Raw genomic sequence first — 24,419 nt, forward strand, 5'->3', positions numbered from 1 at the left:
AGCTACCGCCCCCGGCCGGAGAGAGCAAGCGCCCGCTTTGAGGCGCGGTCAACGGACGAAGCTCACCGGCTGGCCCGTCGACGGGTGGGGAAACACCTCCATGGCGATACCGTAGATCGCCTGCAACTGCCGGGGCGTCACGATCTCGCCCGGGGCGCCGCGGGCAACCAGCCGTCCCGCCCGAAGGGCCAGGATCTCGTCGCAGAAGCGAGCCGCCATGTTGACGTCATGGAGGACCACGACCACGCCGAGGCCACGCTCGCGTGAGAGGCGCCGGACCAGCGCGAGCACCTCGACCTGATGGGCGACATCGAGGGCCGAGATCGGTTCGTCGAGAAGCAGGAAGCGGGCATCCTGCGCCACCAGCATGGCCAACCAGACCCGCTGCCGCTCTCCTCCGGAGAGAGTGTCGACGAAACGGTCGGACAATGCTTCCACATCGGCGAGCGCCATGGCCTCGCTCACCTTCCGGCGGTCGGTCGTTCCGAAGCGGCCCAGAGGGCCATGCCACGGATAGCGCCCCAGCGCGACGAGTTCCTTGACGAGCATGCCCGAGGCCAACGGCGTCTGCTGCGGCAGGTAGGCGACCTGTCTCGCGAAGGACCGCTCGCCCCACTGGGTCAGGTCTCGCCCTTCGAACGCGATCGAACCGCCGGAAGCCGCCTGCTGGCGGGCCAGCAGCTTGATCAGTGTCGATTTGCCTGAACCGTTGTGACCGATCAATCCGGTGACGCGCCGACCGGGCAGGGTCAGCGTGAGGGGATGCAGCAGGGTACGCCCTGGGATGGCATAGCTCACGTCGGTCAGCGCGAAGGACGGAACCCCGACGCGGGATCCGCGCCCGTCATCCTTCTCCGGCTCCAGCGTGCCGGTGCGGGCGCCCTGCCGCGGCGCCCCATCGATCACCATTTGTAGCTCGCCTTGAGGGTCGCGACACGCCCGGCCCCGTAGTTGCACGTGTACTGCGTGTCGCACGACGAGACATATTCGTTGTCGAACAGATTGTTGACGTTGAGCGCCACCGTGAAGTTGTCCCGGGTGTAGCGGATGGCGGCATCGAAGACGGTCGCAGCGGGCACCTTCAGGGTATTCTCGTTGTCGGCATACGAGAATCCGACATAGCGGACACCCGCACCGAAGCCGAGTCCCTTGAACGAACCGTCCTGGACCGTGTAGTCGAGCCAGCCGGATGCCAGGATCTCCGGGACGACGTTCGGGCGGTTGCCGATCAGCAACGGGTTGGTATCCTCGGTGATTTCGATGTCGTAGGCCGTGAAAGCCGCGATCGCCTTCAGCCCGGACGTGATGTTGGCCTGCGCTTCGAGCTCGAAGCCGCGGGATCGGACTTCGCCGAGCTGGACTTCGAAGAATGAATGCTCCGGATCGGTCGTGTTGACGTTCTGACGCGTGAGATCGAACAGGGAGGCCGTGATCAAGGCATCGGCGAAGGCCGGCTTGTACTTGAGTCCGACCTCGACCTGCCGTCCGGTCTCGGGCGCGAAGGATTGACCGAAGAAGTCGGCGCCGATGACCGGATTGAAGGTGCGGGAGACCGCGATATAGGGCGTCATCCCGTTGGCGAGTTCGTAGCCCAGCCCGACGCGTCCGCTGAACTCGCCCGCTTCGTCGCTGTAATTGGCGGCGCCGACCGTGTCCGTGCTCTTCGTCGAGACGTGATCGTAGCGCCCGTTCAGCGTCGCGATCCAGGCGCCGTAGCGGATCTGGTCCTGCGCATAGAACCCGACCTGATTCATGGTCAGGTCCTGATCGAGATAGGGAACCGTCGGGCCCTGGGGCGCTCCATAAAGCGGGTTCACCGGGCTGATCGGCGTGCCGCCGCCGGACGCCTGGATCTGGTCGATATTGTAGTACTTGTAGTCCAGGCCGAGGAGCAGCGTGTGATCGAGCGGACCGGTGCCGAACTTCGCTTCCGCCTGATTGTCGAGCGACAGCGTGTTCACCACCGTGTGGTGATTGAACCCGACCCGGAAGAGCAGGAAATCCGGACCGGCCGGCGCCCCTCCGATATAGCCGAAGGGATAGGGTCCGCGTTCCTTCGAATCCGTATGCGCGTAGCGGAAGTTCTGCCGCAGCGTCCAGACATCGTCGACCGCGTGCTCGAACTCGTAGCCGATCATCGCCTGCTCGCGGCGATAGAGATCGATGTCGGGCTCGCTGTAGTAGAAACGTCGGGAGATCCGTCCGAACGGCGCCGGCACCACGGTGCCCACATAAGGCAGGAACCCACCCGTGTGCATCAGGTCCATCTGCTGGTAGGACGCCAGCACGGTGACTTCCGTGCCCGCGTCGGGACGGAACGTGAGCGCCGGCGCGATGACGCCCCGGAAGTCATCGGCCTTCTCCGTTTCCCAGCCGCCGCCGGACATCTTGCCGGTCAGGCGATACGACCAGATCCTGTCCTTGTCGAGCGCGCCGCCGAAATCGAAGGCCGCATAGCCATTGCCCCACGAGTTGACGCCCGTCTCCACGTAGCGCAGCGGTTCCGTCGTCGGACGCTTGCTGATGAGATTGACGATGCCGCCGATCGAGGATCCGCCATAGAGAGCCGCAGACGGACCCTTGAGCACCTCGATCCGCTCGAGCACGAACGGGTCGATATAGAACCCGCCGAAGCCATATTGATAAAGCGGCAGGTTGTTCAGGAAGACGCCGGTCTGGCCCGCATCGAAGCCACGGATGAAGAACCAATCGGTATCCGAATCCAGACCGTAAGGCTGCGCGAACACGCCCGCGGTGTACCGGAGGGCCTCATCGACCTTCTGGACCTGGCGATCTTCCAGTTCCTCGCGGCCGATGACCGACACCGATTGCGGAATTTCCTCGATCGGCGTGTCGGTCTTGGAGCCTGTCGCGGTGCGCGTTGGAACATAGCCGTTCACAGGCCCGGTGGCGCTCCCGCCCTGCCCTTCGACGGTCACCGTCTCAAGGGTGATCTCGCCTGACGACGGCCGGGTCTGGGCCGCAGATTGCTCGCTCGACGCCACCATCATGGCGAGCGAGGCCAGGCTCACCCCCATACTCAATACGCAACGACGCTTCATGGATGTCCCCAGGGGTTTCGATCGCATGGGAGACCTCCGGGTCTCCCATGCAGGCGCAATCGAGGGATCGCTGGCCCGGTCGCCTGACTATGTGTTCCACTGAGTTGTGGCAAGAATTATGTTTTAAAAATACTCTAAACAGCAACTTAGAAAGATTTTAAACTCATGCTATACTCTTTAAAATTGATCTAAACTACCATCTTGTTTAGGGTCGCGGCGTCAGACAATGCGGCCATTCCCGGAGGTGTCTGACGGAGCGCTGCAGCACCGCGCGACCGAGGGAAGCAGAGGCACAGGCCCGTGAAGGGCCAGTCTTGAATCATTCTAACTTCATAGTTTTACTGACGTTTTCAGAACAAATGTATTGACGGGAGCGAGGCCGCGGTTCATGACGCCCGTGCGCTGCTCGGCCGGGTCGGATCTTCGCGCTTCGCGTCGCGACACAGCCCCGCGTCAAGTCATCAGCCTATGCGAGCTAAACCACGCAAGTATAGAATGTCATTTCGAAGTAAATTATTCGACCCGATCAAGCTTTGAGAGTTCAGGTTCGCCGCATGCCGATGCATCCCGCCTCCCGTCACAATGCCTTCACGGTGAGCCGACGCCGCTTTCTCGGAGCCGCGATCGGTTCGTCCCTCGCAGGCGGTGTCAGGGCCCGGCCGCGCCAGCGCGTCGCCGTTCTGGACTGGGCCATGTTCGAGACCTTGCTCGCCCTGGATGTGACGCCGGTCGCCGCCACCGAACTCGTCCAGTTCCGCAAAGTCGCCGTCGAGCCGGATGTGCCGTCTCACGTTGCCGATCTGGGTCTTCGCGGCTCACCGAATTTCGAGATGCTGCGCCTGTCCGATCCGGATCTGATCGTCAGCTCGCACTGGTTCTCGTGGATCCAGGACCGTCTCGAAACGATCGCTCCCGTGGCGTCCTACGCGGTCTACGAGCCCGGCCGCCCTCCCTACGCACCGGCCGAGCAGATCACGATGGCGCTCGGCGAACGGCTTGGTCGGGAGGTGCAGGCACGGTCCTCTCTCGATGCCGCGTCCCTCGAGCTGGCGCAGGCCAGCCGCCGCCTTGCCGAGAGAACCGCACGATCCGTTTTCCTCATCAACCTGGGGGATGCCCGGCACTTCAGGGCGTTCGGCCATGACAGCATGTTCGGCGACGTTCTCCAGCGCCTTGGGTTGAGGAACGCATGGGCGAAGCCCACCAGCTATGCCGCCGCGGCACCGGTACCCCTCGAGGCTCTCGCCGAGATGCCCGAGGCCTGGATCGTCATCGTTTCTCCGATCCCTCCCGATGCGCACGGCACCCTGCGCGACAGTCCCCTGTGGAAGGCGCTTCCGGCGGTCCGGCAGGGGCGGGTCGTGGCGCTCCCACCGGTCAACCCGTTCGGCGCTCTTCCGGCGGCCCGCCGTTTCGCGCGTCTCCTGACCGGCGCGCTCGTCGGCGCCGGAGGTGGCGTTGGTTGACGGCATGACGCATCGGCCGCTCACCTTGGCATGGTTCGCGGTGTTTGCCGTCGCCCTGGGATTGTGCGCGTATCAGATCCTGCGCCTTCTCCCTCTGGCGAGCGGACAGAGCTTCGATCTCGACAGCATCCTTCTTTTCAACAGTGTGCTCCCCCGTGCGGTCGTTGCCCTGTTGTCGGGCGCCGCGCTCGGGCTGTCCGGAGCCCTCCTGCAGCAGATCCTGCGCAATCCGATCGCCGACCCGTCGACGCTCGGCATTTCAGCAGGGGCGCAATTCGCCATGACGGCCGCCACCCTGTTCGCGCCCGCGCTCATGGACACGTCGCGCGAGGCCGTCGCTCTTGTCGGCGGACTGACCGTCGCGATCATGCTCATGGCCCTGAGCTGGCGGCGAGGACTCGAGCCGATCACCATCGTTCTTGCCGGTATGGTTGTGTCTCTCATCGCCATGGCCCTGAGTGCGACGCTGATCCTCGCCCATGGCGAGTACATGATGTCGCTCCTGATCTGGGGCAGCGGCTCGCTGACCCAGCAAGGCTGGGGCCCGGCCCAGGCCCTTGCCGTCACGCTGCTGTTCTCCTCCGTGGCGTGTTTTCTTCTGATCCGGCCGCTGGAGCTTCTCAGTCTCGCCGACGCGAGCGCGCGCAGCCTCGGGGTCAATCTTCCGGCATTGCGCCTTGCGACCCTCGCTGTCGCCGTGTGGCTCGCCACCACGGTCACGGCTGAGGTCGGCGTGCTCGGGTTCGTCGGGCTCGCGGCCGCGACTCTCGCCCGGCTCGGCGGCGCCCGCACCCAGCGCGACACTCTCGTGGCCGCACCGCTCATCGGCGCCGTCATCCTGTGGCTCACGGACGGACTCGTTCAACTTGCCGCCCATGGATCGGCCGAGATGGTGCCGACCGGAGCCGCCACGGCCCTCCTCGGAGGACCGCTTCTCCTGTACCTGCTGCCAAGGCTCAACCTGTCGCGCCAGGCACCGGTTTCCGGGCAGCCCGCGCCCACACGGCGCATCGCGTATCCGGCCCCCGTGCTTGCGGCGCTCGCGCTCCTTGTCGTCGCCATGACCACCTTGGCGCTGCTCGTCGGGCGCGGACCGGACGGCTGGAACTTGGCGACCGGCCAGCTTCTCACCGACCTTCTTCCGTTTCGCGCGCCTCGCATCGCTGCTGCCGGGGCCGCCGGGGGGATGCTGGCCGCCGCCGGCATGATCCTTCAACGTATGACCGGCAACCCTCTCGCAAGTCCGGAAGTCCTCGGCGTGAGCGCCGGCGCGGGCATCGGGCTCGCTGCGGTTCTCTTCACGGTATCGAATGCCCCGATGGGCACCCGCCTGGCCGGGGCGACCCTGGGCGTCGGCGTCGTACTGGGCGCACTCCTTTTCGTCGCAAATCGGCAGGACCGAAATCCGGAACGGCTCCTGCTCGGCGGCCTCGCCGTCGGAGCGCTGTGCAACGCCCTTGTCAGCGCAGCAATGATCACGGGCGACGTTCGCGCCTTCCAGCTCCTGGCCTGGCTCAGCGGCTCGACGAACCATATCACCCGGGGTGAGGCCACGATCGCCGTCACGGTGGCGGCATTCCTGCTCGGCCTCCTGCCTTTGATGGTCCGATGGCTTGAAATCATGCCTCTCGGCCCCGATCAGGCGCGTGCGATCGGATTGCCGGTCCGCGCGAGCCGGGGGGCGCTCACCCTCGTCGCCGCCGGCCTGACGGCCGCCTCCTCGCTCGTCGTCGGCCCGTTGAGCTTCGTCGGCCTTGTCGCTCCCCATATGGCGCGGCTGATCGGCTTCGGCCGCGCGCGCCACCAGGCCATGGCGGCGGTCCTGATCGGCACAGGCCTGATGATCGGGGCCGATTGGCTCTCCAGGATCGTGACCTTCCCCTATCAAGTCCCGCTGGGTCTCTTCGCGTCACTCATCGGGGGACCTTACCTGATCTGGCTCCTGCACTGGAACCGATAGACGGAGCCCAACCGCCCATGGACCATATGACCACATCGACCTCCCTCCGTGCCGAAGCCTCAGTCGCGCTCGCATGCCCCGTTGAGATCATGGACAAGCTCTGCGAGCATTTCGTCGAACATGGACGGGTCGACCGGTCCGCACGCTCCGCCAGAGTGGAGTTCGACTACGGCGTTGCATCCGTGGAGGCGCGCGACAGCGTTCTCTACCTCCTTGCGGAAGGACCCGATCCGACCGGTCTCGCCTATGTCAAATGGAGCCTTGCGGAGCACATCCTCGGCTTCGTCGAGGGAGAGAGCCCGCGCATCGCCTGGGAGGGAGATGGCCAGGCCGGAACGCCGCTCCCGTATTTTCGGGAGATGCAGGTGGTCGGCGCGATCAACGTGACGCCACGGATGCGCCGCGTGCGCCTCAAGGGACGGGATCTCGCACGTTTTGCCACGGGCGGGATGCATGTTCGGCTGCTGTTTCCTCCGGACATGGGGCGTGCTCCGTCATGGCCCGTCATGGGAGAAGATGGTCGGCCCGTCTGGCCGCGCGGGGAGGATCGACCCGTGATGCGGATCTATACGATCCGCGAGATCGATGTGGCGCGCAGCGAGATCGAGATCGAGTTCGTCCTGCATGAAGGCGACAACACGCCCGGGTCGACCTGGGCGTCACAGGCGCGCCCGGGAGACGTCGTCGGAATCCTGGGTCCTGGCGGCGGCGAATTGCCCCCGGCCGACTGGTATCTTTTCGCAGGAGATGAAACGGCCCTTCCGGCCATCAGCCGAATCTTGGCGGAGCTCCCCGCCGACTGCAAAGCCACCGTGCTGCTCGAGGTGGCCGACGCCTGCGAGGAGCAGCCCCTCCGCTCCATGGCCGCGCTGGACATTCGCTGGATGCACCGGAACGGAGCTCCCGCGGGAACGACGTCCCTCATCGAGGACGCCTTGCGGGCGATCGTCGTGCCCTCGGACGGGAGCCGCCGCTTCATCTGGGCCGGCTGCGAGCAGAAGAGCTGCCGATGCCTCAAGAGGCTCCTGCGCCAGGAATGGAAGATGCCGACCTCGGAGCACCAGGTCGTCGCCTATTGGCGCGCCGGCCATTCGGCCGATCAGGTCGAGCATTGACGGAGAGCCGCGGCAGATCCTCCCGCGGCGGCTGACGTCTGGTTGGCGAGTTCCTTCACCTCGGAGGCCACCACGGCGAAGCCCCTGCCGGCCTCGCCCGCGCGGGCAGCCTCGATGGTCGCGTTCAGGGCCAGCAGGTTGGTCTGGGACGCAATGCTGTTGATGAGCTGGACCACGTGACCGATCTTGTCGGCGGAGCCCGCGAGCATCTGCGCGATCCCATTGGTACGCTGCGCGTCGGACACGGCTCGCTCCGCAATGCCCGAGGACTAGAGCTGTTTCCACTTGCATGGAATCACCTCTGGTCTTTGGCTTGCCGCATTTTCAACGGCGAACCGGATCCACTTCGCCGAAGAATGCTCTTTGCCTGGGCCCGGCCGCGGACCGCTCAAGCCGCGTATTTGCCGCGCAGGTATCGAAGGTACGGGCCCGGATCGAGCGGGCGACCCGTTTCGCGCTCCAGCAGTTCGTCGCGCGTGAACCGGCGACCGTGCTGCCAGATCCGGGTGCGGAGTTCGTCCGCGAGGACTGCATAGTGTCCGGCCTCGATCGCGTCACCGAGAGACGGGTTTCGGCTGCACAAGGTGTCCATCACCTGGGCGCCCATGACATTTCCGATGGTGTAGGTCGGGAAGGAGCCGATATAGCCGGTGGACCAATGCACATCCTGCAGGACTCCGCGGGCGTCGTCGGGAACCACAAGGTCGAGGTCACGCCTGATGGCCGCGTTCCAGGCCTCCGGTAGATCGCCGACGGGAAGCGAGCCGTCCATGAGCGCGCATTCGATGTCGGCGCGCAGCATGATGTGGAAATCGTAGGTCAGCTCATCCGCCTCGACCCGGATGAAGCCGGGCTCGACGCGGGTGACGGCGCGATAGAACTCGTCTGCGCCGACATCGCCGAGCTGATCCGGGAAATGCTGCCGCAACTCGGAGAAGTGCCGGTGCCAGAACGTCCGGCTTCGCACGATGTGGTTCTCCCAGAGACGCGACTGGGACTCGTGGGCCCCGAAGCTCGTTCCCCCGACCGCATAGAGACCGACGAGATCGGTCGCCAGCGCCGTTCGGGTATGGGCCGGATCGACCCCTTGCTCGTAAAGGCCGTGTCCGGTCTCGTGAGCGGTCCCGAAAATGGAGGCAGGCAGGTAGTTGCGGTTATAGCGAGTCGTAATCCGCACGTCGTTGCGGGTGAACGACACCTCGAACGGATGGACGGTGGTGTCCAGACGCCCGCGCCCGAGGTCGTAGCCGAGCCTCTCGGCGAGGCTCAGGCCGAAGGCCCTCTGCTCCTCCTCGGGAAACTCGCGGAACAGGAAGTCGGAGCGGGGCTGGGGACGAGCCCTCGCGGCATCCAGGATAGGCAGCAGCCCGGCCCGCAAGGCGGTGAACAGCTCTTTCAGGCTCGCCGCCGTCTCGCCGGGCTCGTAGATCGAAACCATCGCGTCATAGGGATGCCCGTCCCAGCCGATGCAGTCGGCATAGGCGCGGGATAGCGCAACGGTCCTGGCAAGATGGGGCGAGAAGAGGGTGAAGTCGCTCTTCGAGCGAGCCTCGATCCAGGCCGCCTGCGCGACCGTGCGAAGAGCCGCCCGCTCCTGGATCAGAGAGGCCGGAACGCGCTTATGGTGCTCCACCGCATGGCGGGTCTGCTGCACCATGCGTCGTTCGGCGGCATCCTCTCCGAAGCCTTCCGTCGCCCGCTCGGCTTCCTCCAGGGCCTTCTCGGTCTGCGGCGCGAGAAGCAGATCGCGGGCGATCCGGGTCAGCGTCGCGATCTGAAGGCCACGGGTTTCCGCTCCGCCGGCCGGCATCATGGTGCGGGAATCCCAGGTGAGGACCGACACCGCATTGAGGACGTCGTTGACGGCGGCAACGCGCTCCTGGAGCGCCGCGAGGGAAGCTTGCTGGGTCATGTCTTTCGATCGTCTCGATTATTCCGTACCGCCGGTGTTGAGATGACAGGCGGAGGACCGGCCAGGCGCGATCGCGGTCAGCGCGGGCGCCTCCCGCTTGCAGCGCGGGCCCGCGAAAGGACACCGCGGATGGAAGTGGCATCCGCTCGGCGGGTGCAGCGGGGATGGAATTTCGCCGGCGATCGGGCGGAAATCCTTCCGGCCCACGCCGATGCGAGGCACGCTCTCGAAGAGCGCGCGCGTATAGGGATGGTTCGGGCTCGCATAGAGTTCGGACGTCGGCGCCATCTCGACGATGCGACCGAGATACATGATCGCGACCCGGTCGGACACATGGCGCACGACACCGAGATCGTGGCTGATGAAGATCCCGGTCAAATCCAGATCCCGACGCAGATCCATGAACAGGTTGAGCACCTGCGCCTGGATCGACACGTCGAGAGACGCCACGGGCTCGTCGAGGACCAGAAGGTCGGGCTTCATGGCAAGCGCGCGGGCGATGGCGATGCGCTGGCGCTGACCGCCGGAGAACTGATGCGGGAACCGCCTGCGGTAACCGGGATCGAGGCCGACGCGCCCGAGGAGATCCGCCACATAGGCATCTGCCTCGCGGGGCTTCACGATGCCATGCGCCACCGGGCCTTCAGCGACCGTATCGCCGATCCGGATGCGCGGATTGAGGCTCGCGAAGGGATCCTGATGGATCATCTGGACACGCGTCGTCAGCTTCTGCGTGCGCCGTCCCTGCGACTTCGCGACCGGCGCCCTGTCGAACAGGATCTTGCCGTCGCTCGGGGTGTAGATGCCGGCGATCATCCGGCCGAGGGTCGATTTCCCGCAGCCGGATTCTCCGACGAGGCCCACGACCTCGCCCTTTGCGACCGTGAGGCTGACATTGGTCACCGCGCGCACGGTCTCGGCTGTCGGTCCTGCACCGAGAAGCCCGGCGATGCGCTCGCCGAGATTCGGGTGCTTTACGAAGCGCTTCGATACGTGTTCGACGTCAAGGAGTGCGGCTGGCATGAAACGGGCTCGATCGGATAATGGCAGAGGGCGGTACGTCCGTCCTCGAAGGTCTGGACAGGCGGTGTCATCGTGCAGGCGGGTCCCGCCTTGGCGCACCTGGGCGCGAAGGCGCACCCCGGTGGCAGGTTGGCCAGAGCGGGAGTCGATCCGGGAACCTGAGGCAGCTTGGTTCCAGGTTCGTGCTCGGCAGGCACCGATGCGAGAAGGCCGGCCGTATAGGGATGGCGTGGCGATGCGATCACCTCGGCGGCCGGACCGCTTTCCACCACCTTCCCGGCATACATGACACAGATGTCGTCTGCCAGGCTCGAGACCACCGCGAGATCGTGGGTGATCCAGACGAAAGCCGTCCCGGTCTCGTCGGCGAGGCGTCGCACTTCCGCCAGGATCTGCCCTTGGATGGAGACGTCGAGGGCAGTCGTCGGCTCGTCCGCGATGATGACGGCGGGGCTGTGCAGGAGCGCGATGGCGATGGCCACCCGCTGTCGCATTCCGCCGGAGAGCTGATGCGGATAGGCGTCGAGACGCTCCTCCGGGCTCGGAATGCCCACTTTGGCGAGGGCGTCGCGTGCCCTCGCGCGGGCAGCCTTACGCGAGACCCTGTCGTGAGCCCTGACCGCCGCGATCATCTGCGTCCCGATCTTGAGGACCGGGTTGAGCGTCATCATCGGGTCCTGGAACACCATCGCGATCTGGGCACCGCGAACCTGGCGAATGGCCTCGCCTTTCAGGCGCGTGAGGTCCTTGCCGTTCAGGAGAACCTGACCGCCCGCGATCCTGCCGGGAGGCTCGATCAGGCCGAGAATGGAGTAGCCCGTGACGCTCTTGCCCGATCCGGACTCGCCGACGAGCCCAAGGATGCGGCCGCGCCCGACTTCGAAGCTGACGCCGTCGACGGCCTTCAGGGCTCCGGCGCGGGACTGGAACTGGGTCTGAAGGTCTTTGACACGAAGAACCGCGTCGCTCATCGGCTGCGCCTCGGATTCAGAACGTTACGGACCTGATCTCCCACCAGATTGATCGCCACGACGGTCAGCATCAGGGCGATCCCCGGGTAAATGGAGATCCAGTAGCGCCCCGACAGAAGGAACTGGAAGCCGTTGGAGATCAGGGAGCCCAGCGACGGCTGCGTGATAGGGAGCCCGAGCCCCAGAAAGGAGAGCGTCGCTTCGAGGGCGATGGAGTTCGCCACCTGGACGGTCGCGACCACGATCAGCGGCGGCAACGCATTGGGCAGGAGGTGGCGGAACAGCACGTGGCGGGCCGGCAAAGGGGTCGAGAGCGCCGCCTCGATATAATCCTTGCGCCTCTCCGCACTGGCCGCCCCGTGGGTCGTGCGGGCGAAGTAGGCATATTGCGCGGCAACGAGCGCGGCGACGAGCTGCATGAGCCCCTGCCCCAGCATGGCGACGAGAACCAGTGCGAGCAGGATCGCCGGAAGCGAGAGCTGAAGGTCGATCACGCGCATGATCAGCGCCTCGATGCGGCCGCCGTAATAGGCCGCGACAAGGCCGACGGTCGTGCCGAGAACGAGTGCCAGGGTACCGGCCATCACGCCCACGATCAGACTCGTGCGCAGGCCGTAGAGGATCGCCGAGAAGATGTCTCGGCCCGCGGCATCCGTTCCGAGCCAGTGGACGTAACCGCCGGATCCGACTTCCCCAGGCTCGAGGCGAGCATCGAAGAGATCGAGGGCCTCCTGGTTGTAGGGATCCTGCGGCGTCACGAACGGCGCGAGGACCGCCATGAGAACCACGACCACAACCACGATCAGGGCCGCGACCGCGACGGGGCTCTGTCTGAAGTCCGACCAGAAGCTGGAGACCCGGCTCCAGCTGGTCTCAGCGGGTAACGGGAGAGCGGGAGAACTGCTCATGACGCCGCCTTTACACGGATGCGCGGGTCGAGCTGGCCATAAACCAGATCGACGACAAGATTGATCATAACGAAAAGGAACACGACCAGGATGAGATAGGCAACCATGACAGGACGGTCGAGAACGGTGATGGAATCGATGATCAGCTTGCCCATGCCGGGCCAGTTGAAGACGGTTTCCGTCACCACCGCGAAGGCAAGCGTGGAGCCGAGCTCCAACCCGAACACGGTCACGATGGGGATCGAGATGTTCTTGAGAACGTGCAGGCCGACAACCTTGCTCTCCGACAACCCTTGGGCCCGGGCGAAGCGCACGTAGTCGGAGCTCATCACTTCGGCCGTGCCCGCCCGTGTGAGCCGGATCAGAAGCCCCAGTTTGAACAGTGCCAGATTGAAGGCCGGGAGGATGATGTAACTCCATCCCTCCAGAGAGGTGATCGACAGGTTCATGCCGAGCACGTGGGTGGTCGGGCCGCGGCCGCCCGACGGCAGCCAGCCGAGTTCGACCGCGAACGCCATGATGAGCAGAAGCCCGACCCAGAAGCTCGGAACGCTGAAACCGAGAACGGAGAACGCCATGATCGCCTTGGCGGAGAGCGACTCAGGCTTGTAGCCCGCCCATAAGCCTAGCGGAATGCCGAGACAGGTGGCGATCAGCATCGCGGTCAACGCAAGCTCCAGGGTTGCCGGGAACCGCGACCAGATCAGGTTCAGAACAGGCAGCCGGTAGATGAACGACTCTCCCAGATCCCCATGCAGCATGTTGCTCATGAAGACGAAGTACTGCTCGTAGAGGGGAAGGTCGAGGCCGTAGCGCCGGATCAGGGCCTCACGCAATGCCTGGTCGGATGCAGGATCGATCATGACGTCGATCGGGTTGCCGATCGCATAAACGCCCAGGAACACGATGATGGACATCGCGATCACGACCATGAGCGCCTGAAGGACGCGCTGAATAAGAAAACCAATCATGCTGTCTCGTGCATGGTGCCAGGATGTTGTGATGTGAGGGTCGAGGGGCCGGGTGCTCTGGGGGGAGCATCGATCAGGGGTTGCCGGGGGATGCCGCATCCGCCCGAAGGAAGGCGGCCGGCATCAGCCGGCCGCCTGTGAGTACGATCAGCTCTTCGGCTTGATCTCATAGGCCAGGGTCTCCTGGTCGACCCGCGGCGGAATGGTGAGCATGCCCTTCTTGGCCGCCCAGACTGTCTGGATCTGGACGGTCGGGATCAAAGCGCGATCGTTCATGGAAACCTCCGTCACCTTCTCGAACAGGGCGCGGCGCTTCGGGTCATCCATCGTGCGCGCGCCCTCTTCCAGCAGCTTGTCGACCTCCGGATTGGAGTAACCCTGCTTGTTGAACGCGCCGAGGCCGATCTGCGGGTCCGCCGTGTGAACGAGCGAGCCATAGGTATAGCTCGCCTCACCGGTCAGCGTGCCCCAGCCGCTCATCCACAGCGAGAATTCTCCCTTCTGTTGAGCCGGGAAGAACACGGTGCCGTTGAGCGCGTTGGCATTCACCTTCAGGCCGGCCCGGGCCCACATCTGCGAGAGCGCCTCGCACACCGCGCCATCGCCCGGCAGGCGGTTGTTGGTGCAGTGGAAATCGATCTCGAAGCCCTTCGGATAGCCCGCATCGGCGAGAAGCTGCTTGGCCTTGGACAGATCGTAAGGACGCTCGGGCAGGTTCTTGTTGCCGCCGAAGAAGTTGGCGGGCATCAACTGGTTGGCCGGACGACCCAGGCCTTCCAGGACGACACGCACCAATGTCTTGCGGTCGATCGCAAGATCCATGGCCTCACGCACCTTGGGATCCCGCAACGGATTCGCGTCGATCTCCTTGCCGTCGACCTTCACCTTTCTCGGGAGGGTCTCCTTCACGTTCGGAGTGATGTTCAGAAAATAGACCGAGTCGGCGACGAAGGTGTCGACGGACTTGTCCTTCTGCATCGCAGCATAGTCCGTGGCCGGCACGTAGTTGACCAGGTCCACCTGACCCGACTTCAGGGCCGCCATGCGGGCCGGATCGCTCGGAATTTCCTTGCGGACGACCTTCTGCCACGGCTGCTTCTGGCCCCAATAGCCGTCGAAGCGCTCCAGGACGAGATCGCCCTTGGGCTCCCAGGACACGAACTTGTAGGGACCCGTGCCGATCGCGGCCTTGCCGGAGTTGAACTGCTCGTTGCGAGCCTCCATGCCGACATTCTTCGAAACCACGAAGAGGCGGATGAAGTCGTTCGGAAGGGTCGGCGCCGGAGCCTTGGTCTTCACGTGCAAGGTGTACTTGTCGGCGACCTTCGTCTCCGCGACCTGCTTCGTGTAGATCGTCATGCTCATGGGGCCGGTGACGACCGGAATGCGATCGATCGAGAACTTCACGTCCTCGGCCGTCAGCTCCGATCCGTCGTGGAATTTCACGCCCTCGCGGATCTTGAACTCCCAGGTCGTGTCATCGACGGGCTTCCACGAGGTCGCCAGACCGGGCTTCAGGCCCAGGTTCTCGTCCGACATCACGAGCGTATCGAAGATGTGGCGCAGCGCTTCCGCCTGACTGCCGAGTGTCGACCAATGCGGGTCGATCGAGTCCGGTCCTGCGCGCAGTCCCATGGTCAGCGTCTGCGCGGAAACCGAGCCGCAAAGAACGGTTCCAAGGACGAGAGCCGCAGCGAGCGATCCACCAAGCTTGAAGTTTTGTTTCACTTCACTTCCCCTCTTGCTAAGACCCTGGCTTTTCGTCCAAGGTGTTCTTATCGATTAGAACGGTAGGTCACTCGGTTAAGAAAAGTCAACAGCGCCTTGCCCAAACCTCAATCAACATCTGACGCTTATGAGGGCACCCGTTATAGCGACACGGAACGGACGCCCGATGAGCGGATCCTTGCCAGCCTTGCGGGAGCGCTCGACCGGACTCTGCCGGTGCCGCTCGGCATCCAGCTGCGTGGGCTGATCGAGTTCGGCATTGCCCTGGGCGAACTGCCGACAGGGCAGCGCCTGCCTTCCGTGCGGGAGTTGGCCGAGCGGGCCGGGATCGCCCACATGACCGTGGCGACGGTTTACCGGGAGTTGCGTGAGGCGGGTCTCCTCGAGGCAAAGCCTGGAGCGGGCACCTATGTGGGCGACGGACACAACAGCGACGGCCTCCGGTCGAGCGCCGTCCGGAAGATCCAGCGCCGGATCGAGGGCCTCTTCCAGGAGGCGGAGCAGCTCGGCCTGGCTCCTTCCGTCGTTTCATCGCTGGTCAATGCCCGCGCGGCGCGAGGTCCGACGCCCTCCCGGGCACTGCGCCTCGTCATGGTGGGCAACTTCGTCGAGACGACTCAGCAATACGCCAACCGCATCCAGGACTATCTCGGCGCGGGCGATACGATCGCGGTGACGACCGTCGATGCCCTGCACGCGGGTGAGCCCTTCCCCTCGCCCTGCGATATCTGCGTAACGCTCGCGCATCGGCGCGGCGAGGTCGAGCATCTCGTTCCGACGGGCGTTCCGGTCGTCGGCCTGAGTTTCATTCCAGCCGAAGAGACGCGCGCGCAGCTGGCCATGATCGACCCCATGGCCCGCATCGGCATCGTGTCGATTTTTCCCGAGTTCACTGCCCTGATGAAGCCCGGCGTCCTGCGCTTCGCGCCTCATGTTTCCGATGTGGATGTGCGCCTGATCACGGCGCCGGATCTGGAAGCGTTCCTGTCCGAGGTCGATGTGGCGATCTATGCCAGCGGTGCGGAAGCGACCGTCAGGCGCATGCTTCCGCCGAATCGTCGCGCGATGGAGTTCCGCTACGTGCCGGACCCCCATGCCATCCGTGCGACCCTGCTTCCCGCAATCGAGCGGCTGCGCTCGTCCATCGTTTCGCAAGAGGAAAACTTTCATGAAAATAAGTGAGATGAACTGGCTTCAGGTCGAAGAATACCTGAAGACGGATGATCGCGCGATTGTTCCCCTTGGCTGCACGGAGCAGCATGCCTATCTGAGCCTGTCCGTCGACAGCATCCTGGCAGAGCGCGTGGCCCTGGAAGCCGCGGAACCGACCGGCGTCCCGGTGTTCCCTGTCCAGGCCTATGGCATCACGCCATACTTCATGGCCTATCCCGGAACCATTTCTCTGAAAGCCGAGACCTATCTGCGCATCGTCACCGATATCCTCGATTCCCTGAAGCGCACGGGCTTTCGCCGCATCCTCTTCGTGAACGGTCATGGCGGGAATGCGCCCGGCCAAACGGCCGCCATCGAATGGATGGGTGAGAACCGGGATTGTCGGGTGAAGTTCCACAACTGGTGGAATGCGCCCCGCACGCTCGAGAAAGCGAAACAGATCGACCCGGTTGCCTCCCATGCATCTTGGATGGAAAACTTCCCCTGGACCCGTCTGGAGGGTGTCGAGCAACCGGCGCATCAAAAGCCGATGGTCGATCTCGAACGGATGCGGACCTTCGGCCCGGAGGGGGTCCGTGAGATCCTGCAGGACGGAAACTTCGGCGGCTACTTCCAGCGTTCGGACGAAGACATGAACGCCATCTGGGCCGTGGCGGTCGAGGAAACCCGCGCTCTTATCGAGACTTGGTAGATGAACCGGAACACCATTCTGATCTGGGGCGCAGGCGCCATCGGCGGCACGCTCGGAGCCTATCTGGCCCGCGCGGGCGAGGACGTGCTGCTCGTGGATATCGTCGAGCCGCATGTGGACGCCATGAATGCGGACGGACTGCTCATCGAGGGTCCCGTCGAAACCTTTCGGCAACCGGTCAAAGCCGCAACGCCCGACGGCGTCACGGGCCAGTTCGACCGCATCATCCTTGCCGTCAAAGCTCATCATACGCGCGATGCCGTCCGCACGCTGAAGCCTCATCTTGCGGAAGGCGGCACCGTTCTCTCCGCGCAGAACGGACTGAACGAGATCATCATCGCCGAGGAGATCGGAGCCGAGCGGACCATCGGCTGCTTCGTCAATTTCGGCGCGGACTGGCTCGAGCCGGGCCGTATCCTTTTCGGCAACCGGGCGGCGGTTGCGGTCGGCGGTCTCGACGGCCAGACCGGCGCCGCCGTGCGCGAATACCATCGCCTTCTGTCGATCTTCGAGCCGAAGGCTGTCCTGACCGACAACATCTGGGGCTATCTCTGGGGCAAACTGGGCTACGGCTCCCTGCTCTTTGCGACGGCGCTGACCAACGCCTCGATGTCGGAGAACCTTGCCTCCGAGCGGCACTTTCCGGTCTACCGTCGGCTTGGCCAGGAGGTCATGGCGGTTGCGAACGCACGCGGCGTGAAGCCATTGGGCTTCAACGGGTTCAACCCGGACGCCTTCATGCCGGGAGCCGGCGAGGATGCTGCCCGTCGCTCCGTCGCCGACATGGCGGAGTTCAACCGGCATACGGCCAAGACGCATTCCGGCATCTGGCGCGATCTCGCCGTGCGCAAGCGCAAGACCGAAGTGGACGCCCAGATCGCCATCATTGCGACCCTCGGCCGCGAAGCCGGGATCGCGACTCCTGCCATCGGCAGGCTCGTCGACCTGATCCATGACATCGAGGACGGGCGGAGAGAACAATCCTGGTCCACTCTCGACGAGATGCTGACGCTATGAATCTGGATTTCACCAACCGTCGGGTCGCCGTGACCGGGGCGGCGCAGGGCATCGGCCGGAGCATCGTGCAATGCCTTGCATCGGAAGGCGCCCATGTCTGGGCTCTCGACCTGGACGAGGCCGGGTTGCGCATCGCTTCAGAAGCGGGCGCCGCGGCGACGCGCGTCCTCGACTTGGCCGATCGTGCCGCTGTCGGCCGCGTGTTCGGAGACATGGCGGAGAGCCTGGGGAATATCGACATTCTGGTCAATTGCGCGGGAGGCGTACGTGGCCAGGTGGCGAAGCCGATTGACGAGGTCAGCGAGCATGAGTGGCTTGTCCTCTTCGAAGCCAATGTACACGGCGCCTTCTGGTGCTCGCAGGCTGTCGCTCCGCATATGAAGCGCCAGAAGTTCGGCCGCATCGTCAACATCTCGTCCGGAGCGGGCCTGCGCCCGAGCCTGACCGGCATCCAGGCCTATACGGCGTCGAAACATGCCCTGGTGGGCCTGACCAAGCAACTCAGCTTCGAGCTCGGCCCCTATGGGATCACGGTCAACAGCGTCGCTCCCGGCTTCGTGCTGTCCAACCCGGCGACCCAGCGTCAATGGGAGAGCTACGGCGCCGAGGGACAGGCTCGGCTGGTCGAGAGCATTCATACGCGTCGGCTGGGTCACCCGCAGGACATCGCCAATGCCGTCATGTTCCTGGCCTCCGATGCCGCGTCCTGGATCTCGGGCCAGATCATTTCGGCGGACGGTGGACGTTCCTGAGATCCCCCGAGGGTAAGCAAGTTTATGGCAAGGACATCGAGGAAGAATCATGGATGATGGTGGCAGCCAACCCTGGACCTGGGACGAGCAGATCTGGCGTAGCAAGGTCGAGCATGTGCGCGCCGGGAGGTCCATGAAACCAGCGAAATGGAAGAACGGAGCCCGCTGCGCTGTCGCCCTGTCGTTCGATTCAGACCACGAAACGAACGAGTTGCGCGACGGTGGCAGATCCGTGGGCCGCATGTCTCAGGGGCAGTACGGCAATCGCCAGGGTGTTCCGAGAATTCTCGACGCGCTCGCCCGGTACGATGCGAAGGCGACGTTCTTCGTCCCGGCCGTGGCCGCCCTTCTGTACGAAGATGAGCAGCGGCGGGTCGTCGCGGAAGGCCATGAAATCGGCATTCATGGCTGGATCCACGAATTGAACAGCCAACTGCCCTATGAGATCGAACGTGATCTCATGTTCCGGTCGGCCGAGACCCTGGAGCGGATCACGGGAGTCCGGCCGGTAGGCTTGCGCACTCCCTCCTGGGATTTCAGTCCGAGCACGCTGCGGATCGAGCGGGAGCTCGGTCTTCTCTACGACTCGTCCCTGATGGCCGACGACGACCCCTACGAGTTGCTGGAAAATGGCGAGCCCACCGGCATCGTGGAGCTCCCCGTGGAGTGGATTCGCGACGATGCGGTGTACTTCAACATGCACCGCTTCAACGGCCTGCGTCCGCATACCCCGCCGACGGCTGTCTACGACATCTTCTTCCGCGAGTTCGAGCGGGCCTACGAAGAGGGCGGCCTTTTCCTTCTGACGATGCATCCGCATGTCACGGGCTACCGGTCGCGCATCTGGATCCTCGAGAAACTCCTGGAGGAGATCACGCAGCGTCCGGACGTGTGGATTGCCACCCATGCGGAGATCGCCGCCTTTGTCAGAGGGGAATGCCCCTGATGGATCGCGCTCATCGCGCTCGGGATGCTGGCCTCGCCTGTGGCGATCTGCCCCCAGGCACGTTCAACAGCATCGCCGATGTCCCGGGCGTCAAGGTCGGCCATCGTACGATCAATGACGGCGACATCCGCACCGGCGTGACGGCCATCATCCCGCATGGCGGGAACCTCTACCGTCAGAAGCCGGTCGCTGCGGCGCATGTTCTGAACGGTTTCGGCAAGAGCGCAGGCCTGATGCAGGTGGAAGAGCTGGGCGCCCTTGAAACGCCCATTCTCCTCACGAACACCCTCTCGGTCGGAACCTGCTGCACGGCACTCGTGCGCCACGCGATCTTGAGCAATCCGGATATCGGCAGAGAGACATCAACGGTCAATCCGGTCGTGCTCGAGTGCAACGACGGCTATCTGAACGATATCCAGGCTCTCGTCGTTGCGGAGGATGATGCACGAGCCGCTCTGGACATCGCTTCATCGGACGTCGCAGTCGGGTCGGTCGGCGCCGGCTGCGGGATGAGCACCTTCGGATTCAAAGGCGGCGTCGGCACAGCCTCACGCCGGCTCGAGATCGACGGACGGAGCTTCCACCTCGGTGTCCTCGTTCTGTCGAATTTCGGCCGGCCGGGCGACCTGCGCCTGCCCGACGGCAGGGTCATAGCGCCTGTCATCTCCCTTCCTGACCGCGATCGAACCGAGAAAGGTTCCATCATCGTCGTGGCGGCGACCGACATTCCTCTCAGCGATCGACAGCTCACTCGGATCCTTCGTCGCTCCGGCGTGGGGCTGGCCCGGCTCGGCTCCTTCTGGGGCCATGGGAGCGGCGATATCGCAATCGGCTTCACCACCGGCAACATTCTGTCTCACGACGAGACTGCGGATCTTGTCGCGATCCGGATCCTGAACGAGCAGCGTATCGACCTTCTCTTCCAAGCCATGGCCGACACCACGCAGGAGGCTGTCCTCGACGCGCTGGTTGCCGCAGGCTCCATGACGGGCCGATCTGGCCACCACCGCCCAGGCCTGCTCGACACCCTTGCAACACCCTCTCCCGGAACGTGATTCCCATGACAAGCAATGCACCCACCCAGAACGATTTCGCCTTGGCGGTCCACGGGGGCGCAGGCACCATTCTTCGCAGCAAGATGACGCCCGAGCGCGAAGCCGCTTATCACGCAGGCCTGCGCCGGGCATTGAATGCAGGCCGCGTCGTCCTGGCTGACGGCGGCAGTGCGCTCGATGCGGTCTCGGCCGCCGTGATGGCGCTCGAGGACGAGCCTCTCTTCAATGCCGGAAGGGGCGCAGTCTATACGTCGGCCGGCAAGCAGGAGATGGACGCCGCCGTCATGGACGGCCGCGACCGGGCCGCAGGCGCCGTTGCGGGCATCTGCGGCCCGCGCAATCCGATCCTGGCCGCCCGCGCCGTCATGGAGCATTCCGGCCATGTCATCCTCATCGGCGAAAGCGCCATGGAATTCTGCCGCAGGCAGGGCCTCCCGTTCGAGGAGCTATCCTACTTCCACACCGAGCAGCGCTGGAACGCCCTGCAGGAAACTTTGGCCATGCGCCACAGCGGAACGGACGACCACGACGAGTCGCGCAAGCATGGCACGGTTGGCGCAGTCGCCCGCGATCGCAAAGGAAATCTCGCTGCGGCGACATCCACCGGCGGCATGACGGCCAAGTCTCCGGGGCGTGTCGGCGACAGCCCCGTCATCGGCGCCGGAACCTGGGCGGACAACGAGACCTGCGCCGTCTCGGCGACGGGCCATGGCGAGATCTTCATCCGTTATGCGGCGGCTCACGAGATCGCCTCCCGGATGCGCTATGCGGATCAGTCCCTCGAAGAGGCTTCACGCGCGGTCGTGATCGATATGCTGGCGCCGGCCGGCGGATCCGGCGGCATCATCGCGGTCGATCGTGCAGGCAACCTGTCCCTGCCCTTCAATTGCTCGGGAATGTATCGGGGCATCGTCAGAGGCGACGGCAAGCTCCTGACCGCGATCTACGACGAACCGCTCGTCGATGTCTCTGATCCCAACGACCAAGGGAACTGAGGCATTGAATTCGGGCGCTCGCGGATGAATGATGGCGAGGCATAGCCAAGGGAGAGTCTGACGTGATCTCGAACTACGCCTCGGCGGCCGTTTTCCTCACAAGCACTCTGATCTCATCCGTTGCCTTCGCGCAGCAACCCGCCGGGCAGACGGGGCTCTGGCCGGTCTACGAACACAGTATCAAAAGCGCCAAGCATATCGATCTTACCCACGCCTTCGCGCCTGCCCAACCCGTCTGGCCGGGATTCGGCCATGCGGAGTTCAAGGCCGCGACGGCAGGCGCCGACATTCCGAACTATGTTCGTAAGGGCGAGGAATACACCTACGCCAAGCACGGATTCGTTGCGACCGGCTACCTGCTCACGACCGACCAGTACGGGACACAGCTCGACCCGCCCGCCCACTGGGACGAGTATGGCGCAACGATCAGCGACCTGCCGGCCACTTATGCGGTTCGCCCGCTGGTGGTGATCCCGATCCACGATAAGGTGGCAGCCGACCCCGGATACCACCTGAGTCTGGAGGATATTCGCGATTGGGAGTCCAGGAACGGCCGCATCCCCGAGGGCGCCGTCGTCATGGTCCGGTCCGATTGGTACAAGGGCTGGAGCGACCCTGCCCGCTTCGCGAGCAAGCCCCATCCAGGTGTCAGCCTCGACGCCCTCAAGTTTCTGCACCTGGAGCGCAAGATCCTGTTTCACGGACACGAGCCTCTCGACACCGACACGACACCAACGCTGGAGGGCGAATCCTGGCTTCTGCACAACCATTTCACACAGGCGGAGGGGGTGGCCAATCTGGACAAGGTTCCCGAGACGGGAGCGCTGATCTCCATCGGCTTCGCCAAGCCCCTCGGCGGCACGGGCGGCTATGCGCGCTACGTGGCCATCGCTCCTGCCGACTGGCCCTACGGCGTGACGGTGGCGGACGCCCCCGGGGCTCCGTTGCCGAAGCAAGCGGCACCCTTGCGTCGTGACGAGAAAGGCGTGATGCGCCCACAGGCCGGAGGGAAGTGACGTCCGTCCGCCCGAGCGGCCCGGGTGCCGCTCAGGCCCGATGCGCGCCGCTATTCCCTCTCCTCCGAATGCTCCTATATCCCACCCGATCGATCCGATTCCAGAAGGAATGATCCATGCCGCTCACCGAGAATCCCGTTTGGTTCATCACCGGCTGCTCCACCGGGTTCGGGCGGGAACTCGCCCAGTTGGTGCTGAAGCGGGGCTGGCGTGCCGTGGTGACCGCGCGAGACGTCGGGCGTGTCGAAGATCTGACCCGGGGCTATGAAGACAAGGCTCTCGCCGTCTCGCTCGATGTGACCAGCGATGAAGACATCAAGGCCGCCGTGAGCGAAGCAGAGGCGCGCTTCGGGTCGATTGACGTGCTCGTGAACAACGCCGGCTATGGATATCAGGCTTCCATCGAGGAGGGCACCGATGAAGAGATCCGTGCCCAGTTCGAGACCAACGTCTTCGGCCTCGCGGCGATGACCCGTGCCGTGCTGCCCGGCATGCGAGCCCGGCGGCGTGGGCATATCGTCAACATCTCGTCGCAAGCCGGGTTCATCGGCTATCCTGGTTCCGGTTATTACGCCGCGACAAAGCACGCGGTGGAGGGCCTGTCGGACGCCCTATCCAAAGAGGTCGCCCCACTCGGGATCAAGGTCACGTGTGTCGAACCCGGGCCCTTTCGGACCGATTGGGCCGGGCGCTCCCTGCAACAGCGGCGGCCGACCCTCGAAGACTACAGGGATACGGTTGGAGTCCGCCTGGAAACGACGGCTAATTACAGCGGAAAGCAGCCCGGCGATCCGGTGCGGGCGGCCGAGGCCATCATCAAGGCGGTCGAATCGAGCGATCCACCCAAGCACCTGGTGTTAGGTGCGATTGCGCTTGATGGCATTCGGGAGAAGCTGAAAGATACGCTCGCGGAGATCGACGCTTGGTCGGAGACAAGCCTTTCAGCCGACTACCCCGATGGAGACCGGTAGAGATTCCAGAGCATTTTTCGGCGAAGTGGATCCGGTTCGCCGTCAAAAATGCGGCACAGCCAAGAAGAGAGGTGATTCCACGCCAGTGGAAACAGCTCTAACGCGCCGGGTCGAGCGTCCGTTATCCTGGCATCTCGCGACCGGGGTCTCGCTGTGGCATGCTCGACCCCTCGTCTTCCATCGATGGAGTACCTGTCTATGAGCCTTGAATCCGTTCGCGCATTTCTGGCTCGTCATGCACCGGACCTTCGAATCATCGAAATGCAGACCAGCACCGCCACCGTCGCTCAGGCGGCCGAGGCGCACGGCGTCGAGCCGGAGAAAATCGCCAAAACCCTCTCCCTGCGGGTGGGAGAAAAGAGCTTCCTGGTGGTCACGAGCGGCACGGCCCGGCTGGATAACCGCAAGGTCAAGGCGACTTTCGGCGGCAAGGCATCCATGCTGGACGCCGAACAGGTTCAGGCTCTCACGGGTCATCCGGTCGGCGGGGTCTGCCCTTTCGGGTTGGCCACACCGCTGCCGGTCTATTGCGACATTTCCCTGAAGACTTTCGAAGAAGTCGTTCCGGCGGCCGGCTCGATCCATACGGCCATCCGCATCAACCCCTTAAGGATGGCTGAGCTCGTCGGCGCCGACTGGGTGGATGTCTGCCAAGCGCGGGAATGACGAATGGCTTCGCGCGACGGC

At 64.4% G+C, this 24,419-nt stretch carries 21 protein-coding genes and 1 pseudogene; 13 read left to right on the plus strand and 9 right to left on the minus strand.

Annotated elements, in window-relative coordinates; translation table 11 throughout:
• Positions 1–48: 48 nt before the first annotated feature.
• A complete protein-coding gene (locus tag NF876_RS12890; protein ID WP_262269196.1) occupies positions 49–909 on the minus strand; it encodes an ATP-binding cassette domain-containing protein in 861 nt (286 codons plus the stop codon).
• The gene (locus tag NF876_RS12895) at positions 903–3,089 is read right to left on the minus strand and encodes a TonB-dependent siderophore receptor (protein WP_373696652.1); all 2,187 of its coding nucleotides are present in this window, start codon (positions 3,087–3,089) and stop codon (positions 903–905) included. Before NF876_RS12895 ends, NF876_RS12890 begins: the two co-directional genes overlap by 7 nt.
• A 533-nt stretch (positions 3,090–3,622) precedes the next feature.
• Between NF876_RS12895 and NF876_RS12900 the strand changes: the two genes are divergently transcribed.
• Genes NF876_RS12900 through NF876_RS12910 form a run of 3 tightly spaced genes read left to right on the plus strand, consistent with a single transcriptional unit; the run spans position 3,623 to position 7,603 of the window.
• Positions 3,623–4,528 carry an iron-siderophore ABC transporter substrate-binding protein gene (locus NF876_RS12900; protein ID WP_262269236.1) on the plus strand — a complete coding sequence of 302 codons (906 nt, stop codon included), beginning with the start codon at positions 3,623–3,625 and terminating at the stop codon, positions 4,526–4,528.
• Positions 4,529–4,532: 4 nt separating this feature from the next.
• On the plus strand, positions 4,533–6,488 hold the full coding sequence (gene fhuB, locus NF876_RS12905) for a Fe(3+)-hydroxamate ABC transporter permease FhuB (RefSeq protein WP_262269198.1): 1,956 nt from the start codon (positions 4,533–4,535) through the stop codon (positions 6,486–6,488).
• 17 nt (positions 6,489–6,505) lie between these two features.
• Positions 6,506–7,603, plus strand: a complete 1,098-nt coding sequence (locus NF876_RS12910; protein WP_315975032.1) for a DUF2218 domain-containing protein — start codon at positions 6,506–6,508, stop codon at positions 7,601–7,603.
• Here NF876_RS12910 and NF876_RS12915 read toward each other — a convergent pair.
• The 7 genes and pseudogenes from NF876_RS12915 to NF876_RS12945 all read right to left on the minus strand — a co-directional run.
• Positions 7,600–7,872: pseudogene (locus tag NF876_RS12915) on the minus strand (methyl-accepting chemotaxis protein); the annotation flags it as partial. The gene NF876_RS12910 and the pseudogene NF876_RS12915 overlap by 4 nt on opposite strands.
• A gap of 119 nt (positions 7,873–7,991) precedes the next feature.
• Positions 7,992–9,515 (minus strand): carboxypeptidase M32, encoded by a 1,524-nt coding sequence (locus NF876_RS12920; protein ID WP_262269199.1) that lies wholly within the window; start codon positions 9,513–9,515, stop codon positions 7,992–7,994.
• Positions 9,516–9,533: 18 nt separating this feature from the next.
• Positions 9,534–10,538 (minus strand): ABC transporter ATP-binding protein, encoded by a 1,005-nt coding sequence (locus NF876_RS12925; protein WP_262269200.1) that lies wholly within the window; start codon positions 10,536–10,538, stop codon positions 9,534–9,536.
• Complete coding sequence (locus tag NF876_RS12930; RefSeq protein WP_262269201.1) at positions 10,490–11,509, minus strand: ABC transporter ATP-binding protein; 1,020 nt, start codon at positions 11,507–11,509, stop codon at positions 10,490–10,492. Before NF876_RS12930 ends, NF876_RS12925 begins: the two co-directional genes overlap by 49 nt.
• The gene (locus NF876_RS12935) at positions 11,506–12,417 is read right to left on the minus strand and encodes an ABC transporter permease (RefSeq protein ID WP_262269202.1); all 912 of its coding nucleotides are present in this window, start codon (positions 12,415–12,417) and stop codon (positions 11,506–11,508) included. Before NF876_RS12935 ends, NF876_RS12930 begins: the two co-directional genes overlap by 4 nt.
• A complete protein-coding gene (locus NF876_RS12940) occupies positions 12,414–13,388 on the minus strand; it encodes an ABC transporter permease (RefSeq protein ID WP_262269203.1) in 975 nt (324 codons plus the stop codon). Before NF876_RS12940 ends, NF876_RS12935 begins: the two co-directional genes overlap by 4 nt.
• 147 nt (positions 13,389–13,535) lie before the next feature.
• Positions 13,536–15,116 carry an ABC transporter substrate-binding protein gene (locus NF876_RS12945; protein WP_262269204.1) on the minus strand — a complete coding sequence of 527 codons (1,581 nt, stop codon included), beginning with the start codon at positions 15,114–15,116 and terminating at the stop codon, positions 13,536–13,538.
• A gap of 96 nt (positions 15,117–15,212) precedes the next feature.
• Here NF876_RS12945 and NF876_RS12950 point away from each other — a divergent pair, with 96 nt between their 5' ends.
• The 10 genes from NF876_RS12950 (at position 15,213) to NF876_RS12995 (ending at position 24,398) form a co-directional block, all read left to right on the plus strand.
• A complete protein-coding gene (locus tag NF876_RS12950; protein WP_262269205.1) occupies positions 15,213–16,298 on the plus strand; it encodes a GntR family transcriptional regulator in 1,086 nt (361 codons plus the stop codon).
• Positions 16,285–16,980: a creatininase family protein gene (locus tag NF876_RS12955; RefSeq protein WP_262269206.1), complete on the plus strand. Its 696-nt coding sequence runs from the start codon at positions 16,285–16,287 to the stop codon at positions 16,978–16,980. The genes NF876_RS12950 and NF876_RS12955 overlap by 14 nt, the downstream gene beginning before the upstream one ends.
• Complete coding sequence (locus tag NF876_RS12960) at positions 16,981–17,997, plus strand: ketopantoate reductase family protein (protein WP_262269207.1); 1,017 nt, start codon at positions 16,981–16,983, stop codon at positions 17,995–17,997.
• Positions 17,994–18,749: an SDR family NAD(P)-dependent oxidoreductase gene (locus tag NF876_RS12965; RefSeq protein ID WP_262269208.1), complete on the plus strand. Its 756-nt coding sequence runs from the start codon at positions 17,994–17,996 to the stop codon at positions 18,747–18,749. The genes NF876_RS12960 and NF876_RS12965 overlap by 4 nt, the downstream gene beginning before the upstream one ends.
• 49 nt (positions 18,750–18,798) lie before the next feature.
• Positions 18,799–19,695: a polysaccharide deacetylase family protein gene (locus NF876_RS12970; RefSeq protein WP_262269209.1), complete on the plus strand. Its 897-nt coding sequence runs from the start codon at positions 18,799–18,801 to the stop codon at positions 19,693–19,695.
• Positions 19,695–20,750 carry a DmpA family aminopeptidase gene (locus NF876_RS12975; protein WP_262269210.1) on the plus strand — a complete coding sequence of 352 codons (1,056 nt, stop codon included), beginning with the start codon at positions 19,695–19,697 and terminating at the stop codon, positions 20,748–20,750. Before NF876_RS12970 ends, NF876_RS12975 begins: the two co-directional genes overlap by 1 nt.
• A gap of 5 nt (positions 20,751–20,755) precedes the next feature.
• Positions 20,756–21,745, plus strand: a complete 990-nt coding sequence (locus NF876_RS12980; protein WP_262269211.1) for an isoaspartyl peptidase/L-asparaginase family protein — start codon at positions 20,756–20,758, stop codon at positions 21,743–21,745.
• A 107-nt stretch (positions 21,746–21,852) separates the two neighbouring features.
• The gene (locus NF876_RS12985; protein ID WP_262269238.1) at positions 21,853–22,761 is read left to right on the plus strand and encodes a cyclase family protein; all 909 of its coding nucleotides are present in this window, start codon (positions 21,853–21,855) and stop codon (positions 22,759–22,761) included.
• Between the two features lie 116 nt (positions 22,762–22,877).
• On the plus strand, positions 22,878–23,732 hold the full coding sequence (locus NF876_RS12990; protein ID WP_262269212.1) for an oxidoreductase: 855 nt from the start codon (positions 22,878–22,880) through the stop codon (positions 23,730–23,732).
• 198 nt (positions 23,733–23,930) lie between these two features.
• Positions 23,931–24,398, plus strand: a complete 468-nt coding sequence (locus tag NF876_RS12995; protein WP_262269213.1) for a YbaK/EbsC family protein — start codon at positions 23,931–23,933, stop codon at positions 24,396–24,398.
• Positions 24,399–24,419 lie beyond the last annotated feature (21 nt).

This window comes from Microvirga yunnanensis (assembly GCF_025460875.1).

Bases quoted from the DNA above. Each gene is read 5' to 3' on its own strand.
- NF876_RS12890 (WP_262269196.1), bottom strand. From the start codon at position 909: ATGGTGATCGATGGGGCGCCGCGGCAGGGCGCCCGCACCGGCACGCTG.
- NF876_RS12895 (WP_373696652.1), bottom strand. From the start codon at position 3,089: ATGCGATCGAAACCCCTGGGGACATCCATGAAGCGTCGTTGCGTATTG.
- NF876_RS12900 (WP_262269236.1), top strand. From the start codon at position 3,623: ATGCATCCCGCCTCCCGTCACAATGCCTTCACGGTGAGCCGACGCCGC.
- fhuB (WP_262269198.1), top strand. From the start codon at position 4,533: ATGACGCATCGGCCGCTCACCTTGGCATGGTTCGCGGTGTTTGCCGTC.
- NF876_RS12910 (WP_315975032.1), top strand. From the start codon at position 6,506: ATGGACCATATGACCACATCGACCTCCCTCCGTGCCGAAGCCTCAGTC.
- NF876_RS12920 (WP_262269199.1), bottom strand. From the start codon at position 9,515: ATGACCCAGCAAGCTTCCCTCGCGGCGCTCCAGGAGCGCGTTGCCGCC.
- NF876_RS12925 (WP_262269200.1), bottom strand. From the start codon at position 10,538: ATGCCAGCCGCACTCCTTGACGTCGAACACGTATCGAAGCGCTTCGTA.
- NF876_RS12930 (WP_262269201.1), bottom strand. From the start codon at position 11,509: ATGAGCGACGCGGTTCTTCGTGTCAAAGACCTTCAGACCCAGTTCCAG.
- NF876_RS12935 (WP_262269202.1), bottom strand. From the start codon at position 12,417: ATGAGCAGTTCTCCCGCTCTCCCGTTACCCGCTGAGACCAGCTGGAGC.
- NF876_RS12940 (WP_262269203.1), bottom strand. From the start codon at position 13,388: ATGATTGGTTTTCTTATTCAGCGCGTCCTTCAGGCGCTCATGGTCGTG.
- NF876_RS12955 (WP_262269206.1), top strand. From the start codon at position 16,285: ATGAAAATAAGTGAGATGAACTGGCTTCAGGTCGAAGAATACCTGAAG.
- NF876_RS12960 (WP_262269207.1), top strand. From the start codon at position 16,981: ATGAACCGGAACACCATTCTGATCTGGGGCGCAGGCGCCATCGGCGGC.
- NF876_RS12965 (WP_262269208.1), top strand. From the start codon at position 17,994: ATGAATCTGGATTTCACCAACCGTCGGGTCGCCGTGACCGGGGCGGCG.
- NF876_RS12970 (WP_262269209.1), top strand. From the start codon at position 18,799: ATGGATGATGGTGGCAGCCAACCCTGGACCTGGGACGAGCAGATCTGG.
- NF876_RS12975 (WP_262269210.1), top strand. From the start codon at position 19,695: ATGGATCGCGCTCATCGCGCTCGGGATGCTGGCCTCGCCTGTGGCGAT.
- NF876_RS12980 (WP_262269211.1), top strand. From the start codon at position 20,756: ATGACAAGCAATGCACCCACCCAGAACGATTTCGCCTTGGCGGTCCAC.
- NF876_RS12990 (WP_262269212.1), top strand. From the start codon at position 22,878: ATGCCGCTCACCGAGAATCCCGTTTGGTTCATCACCGGCTGCTCCACC.
- NF876_RS12995 (WP_262269213.1), top strand. From the start codon at position 23,931: ATGAGCCTTGAATCCGTTCGCGCATTTCTGGCTCGTCATGCACCGGAC.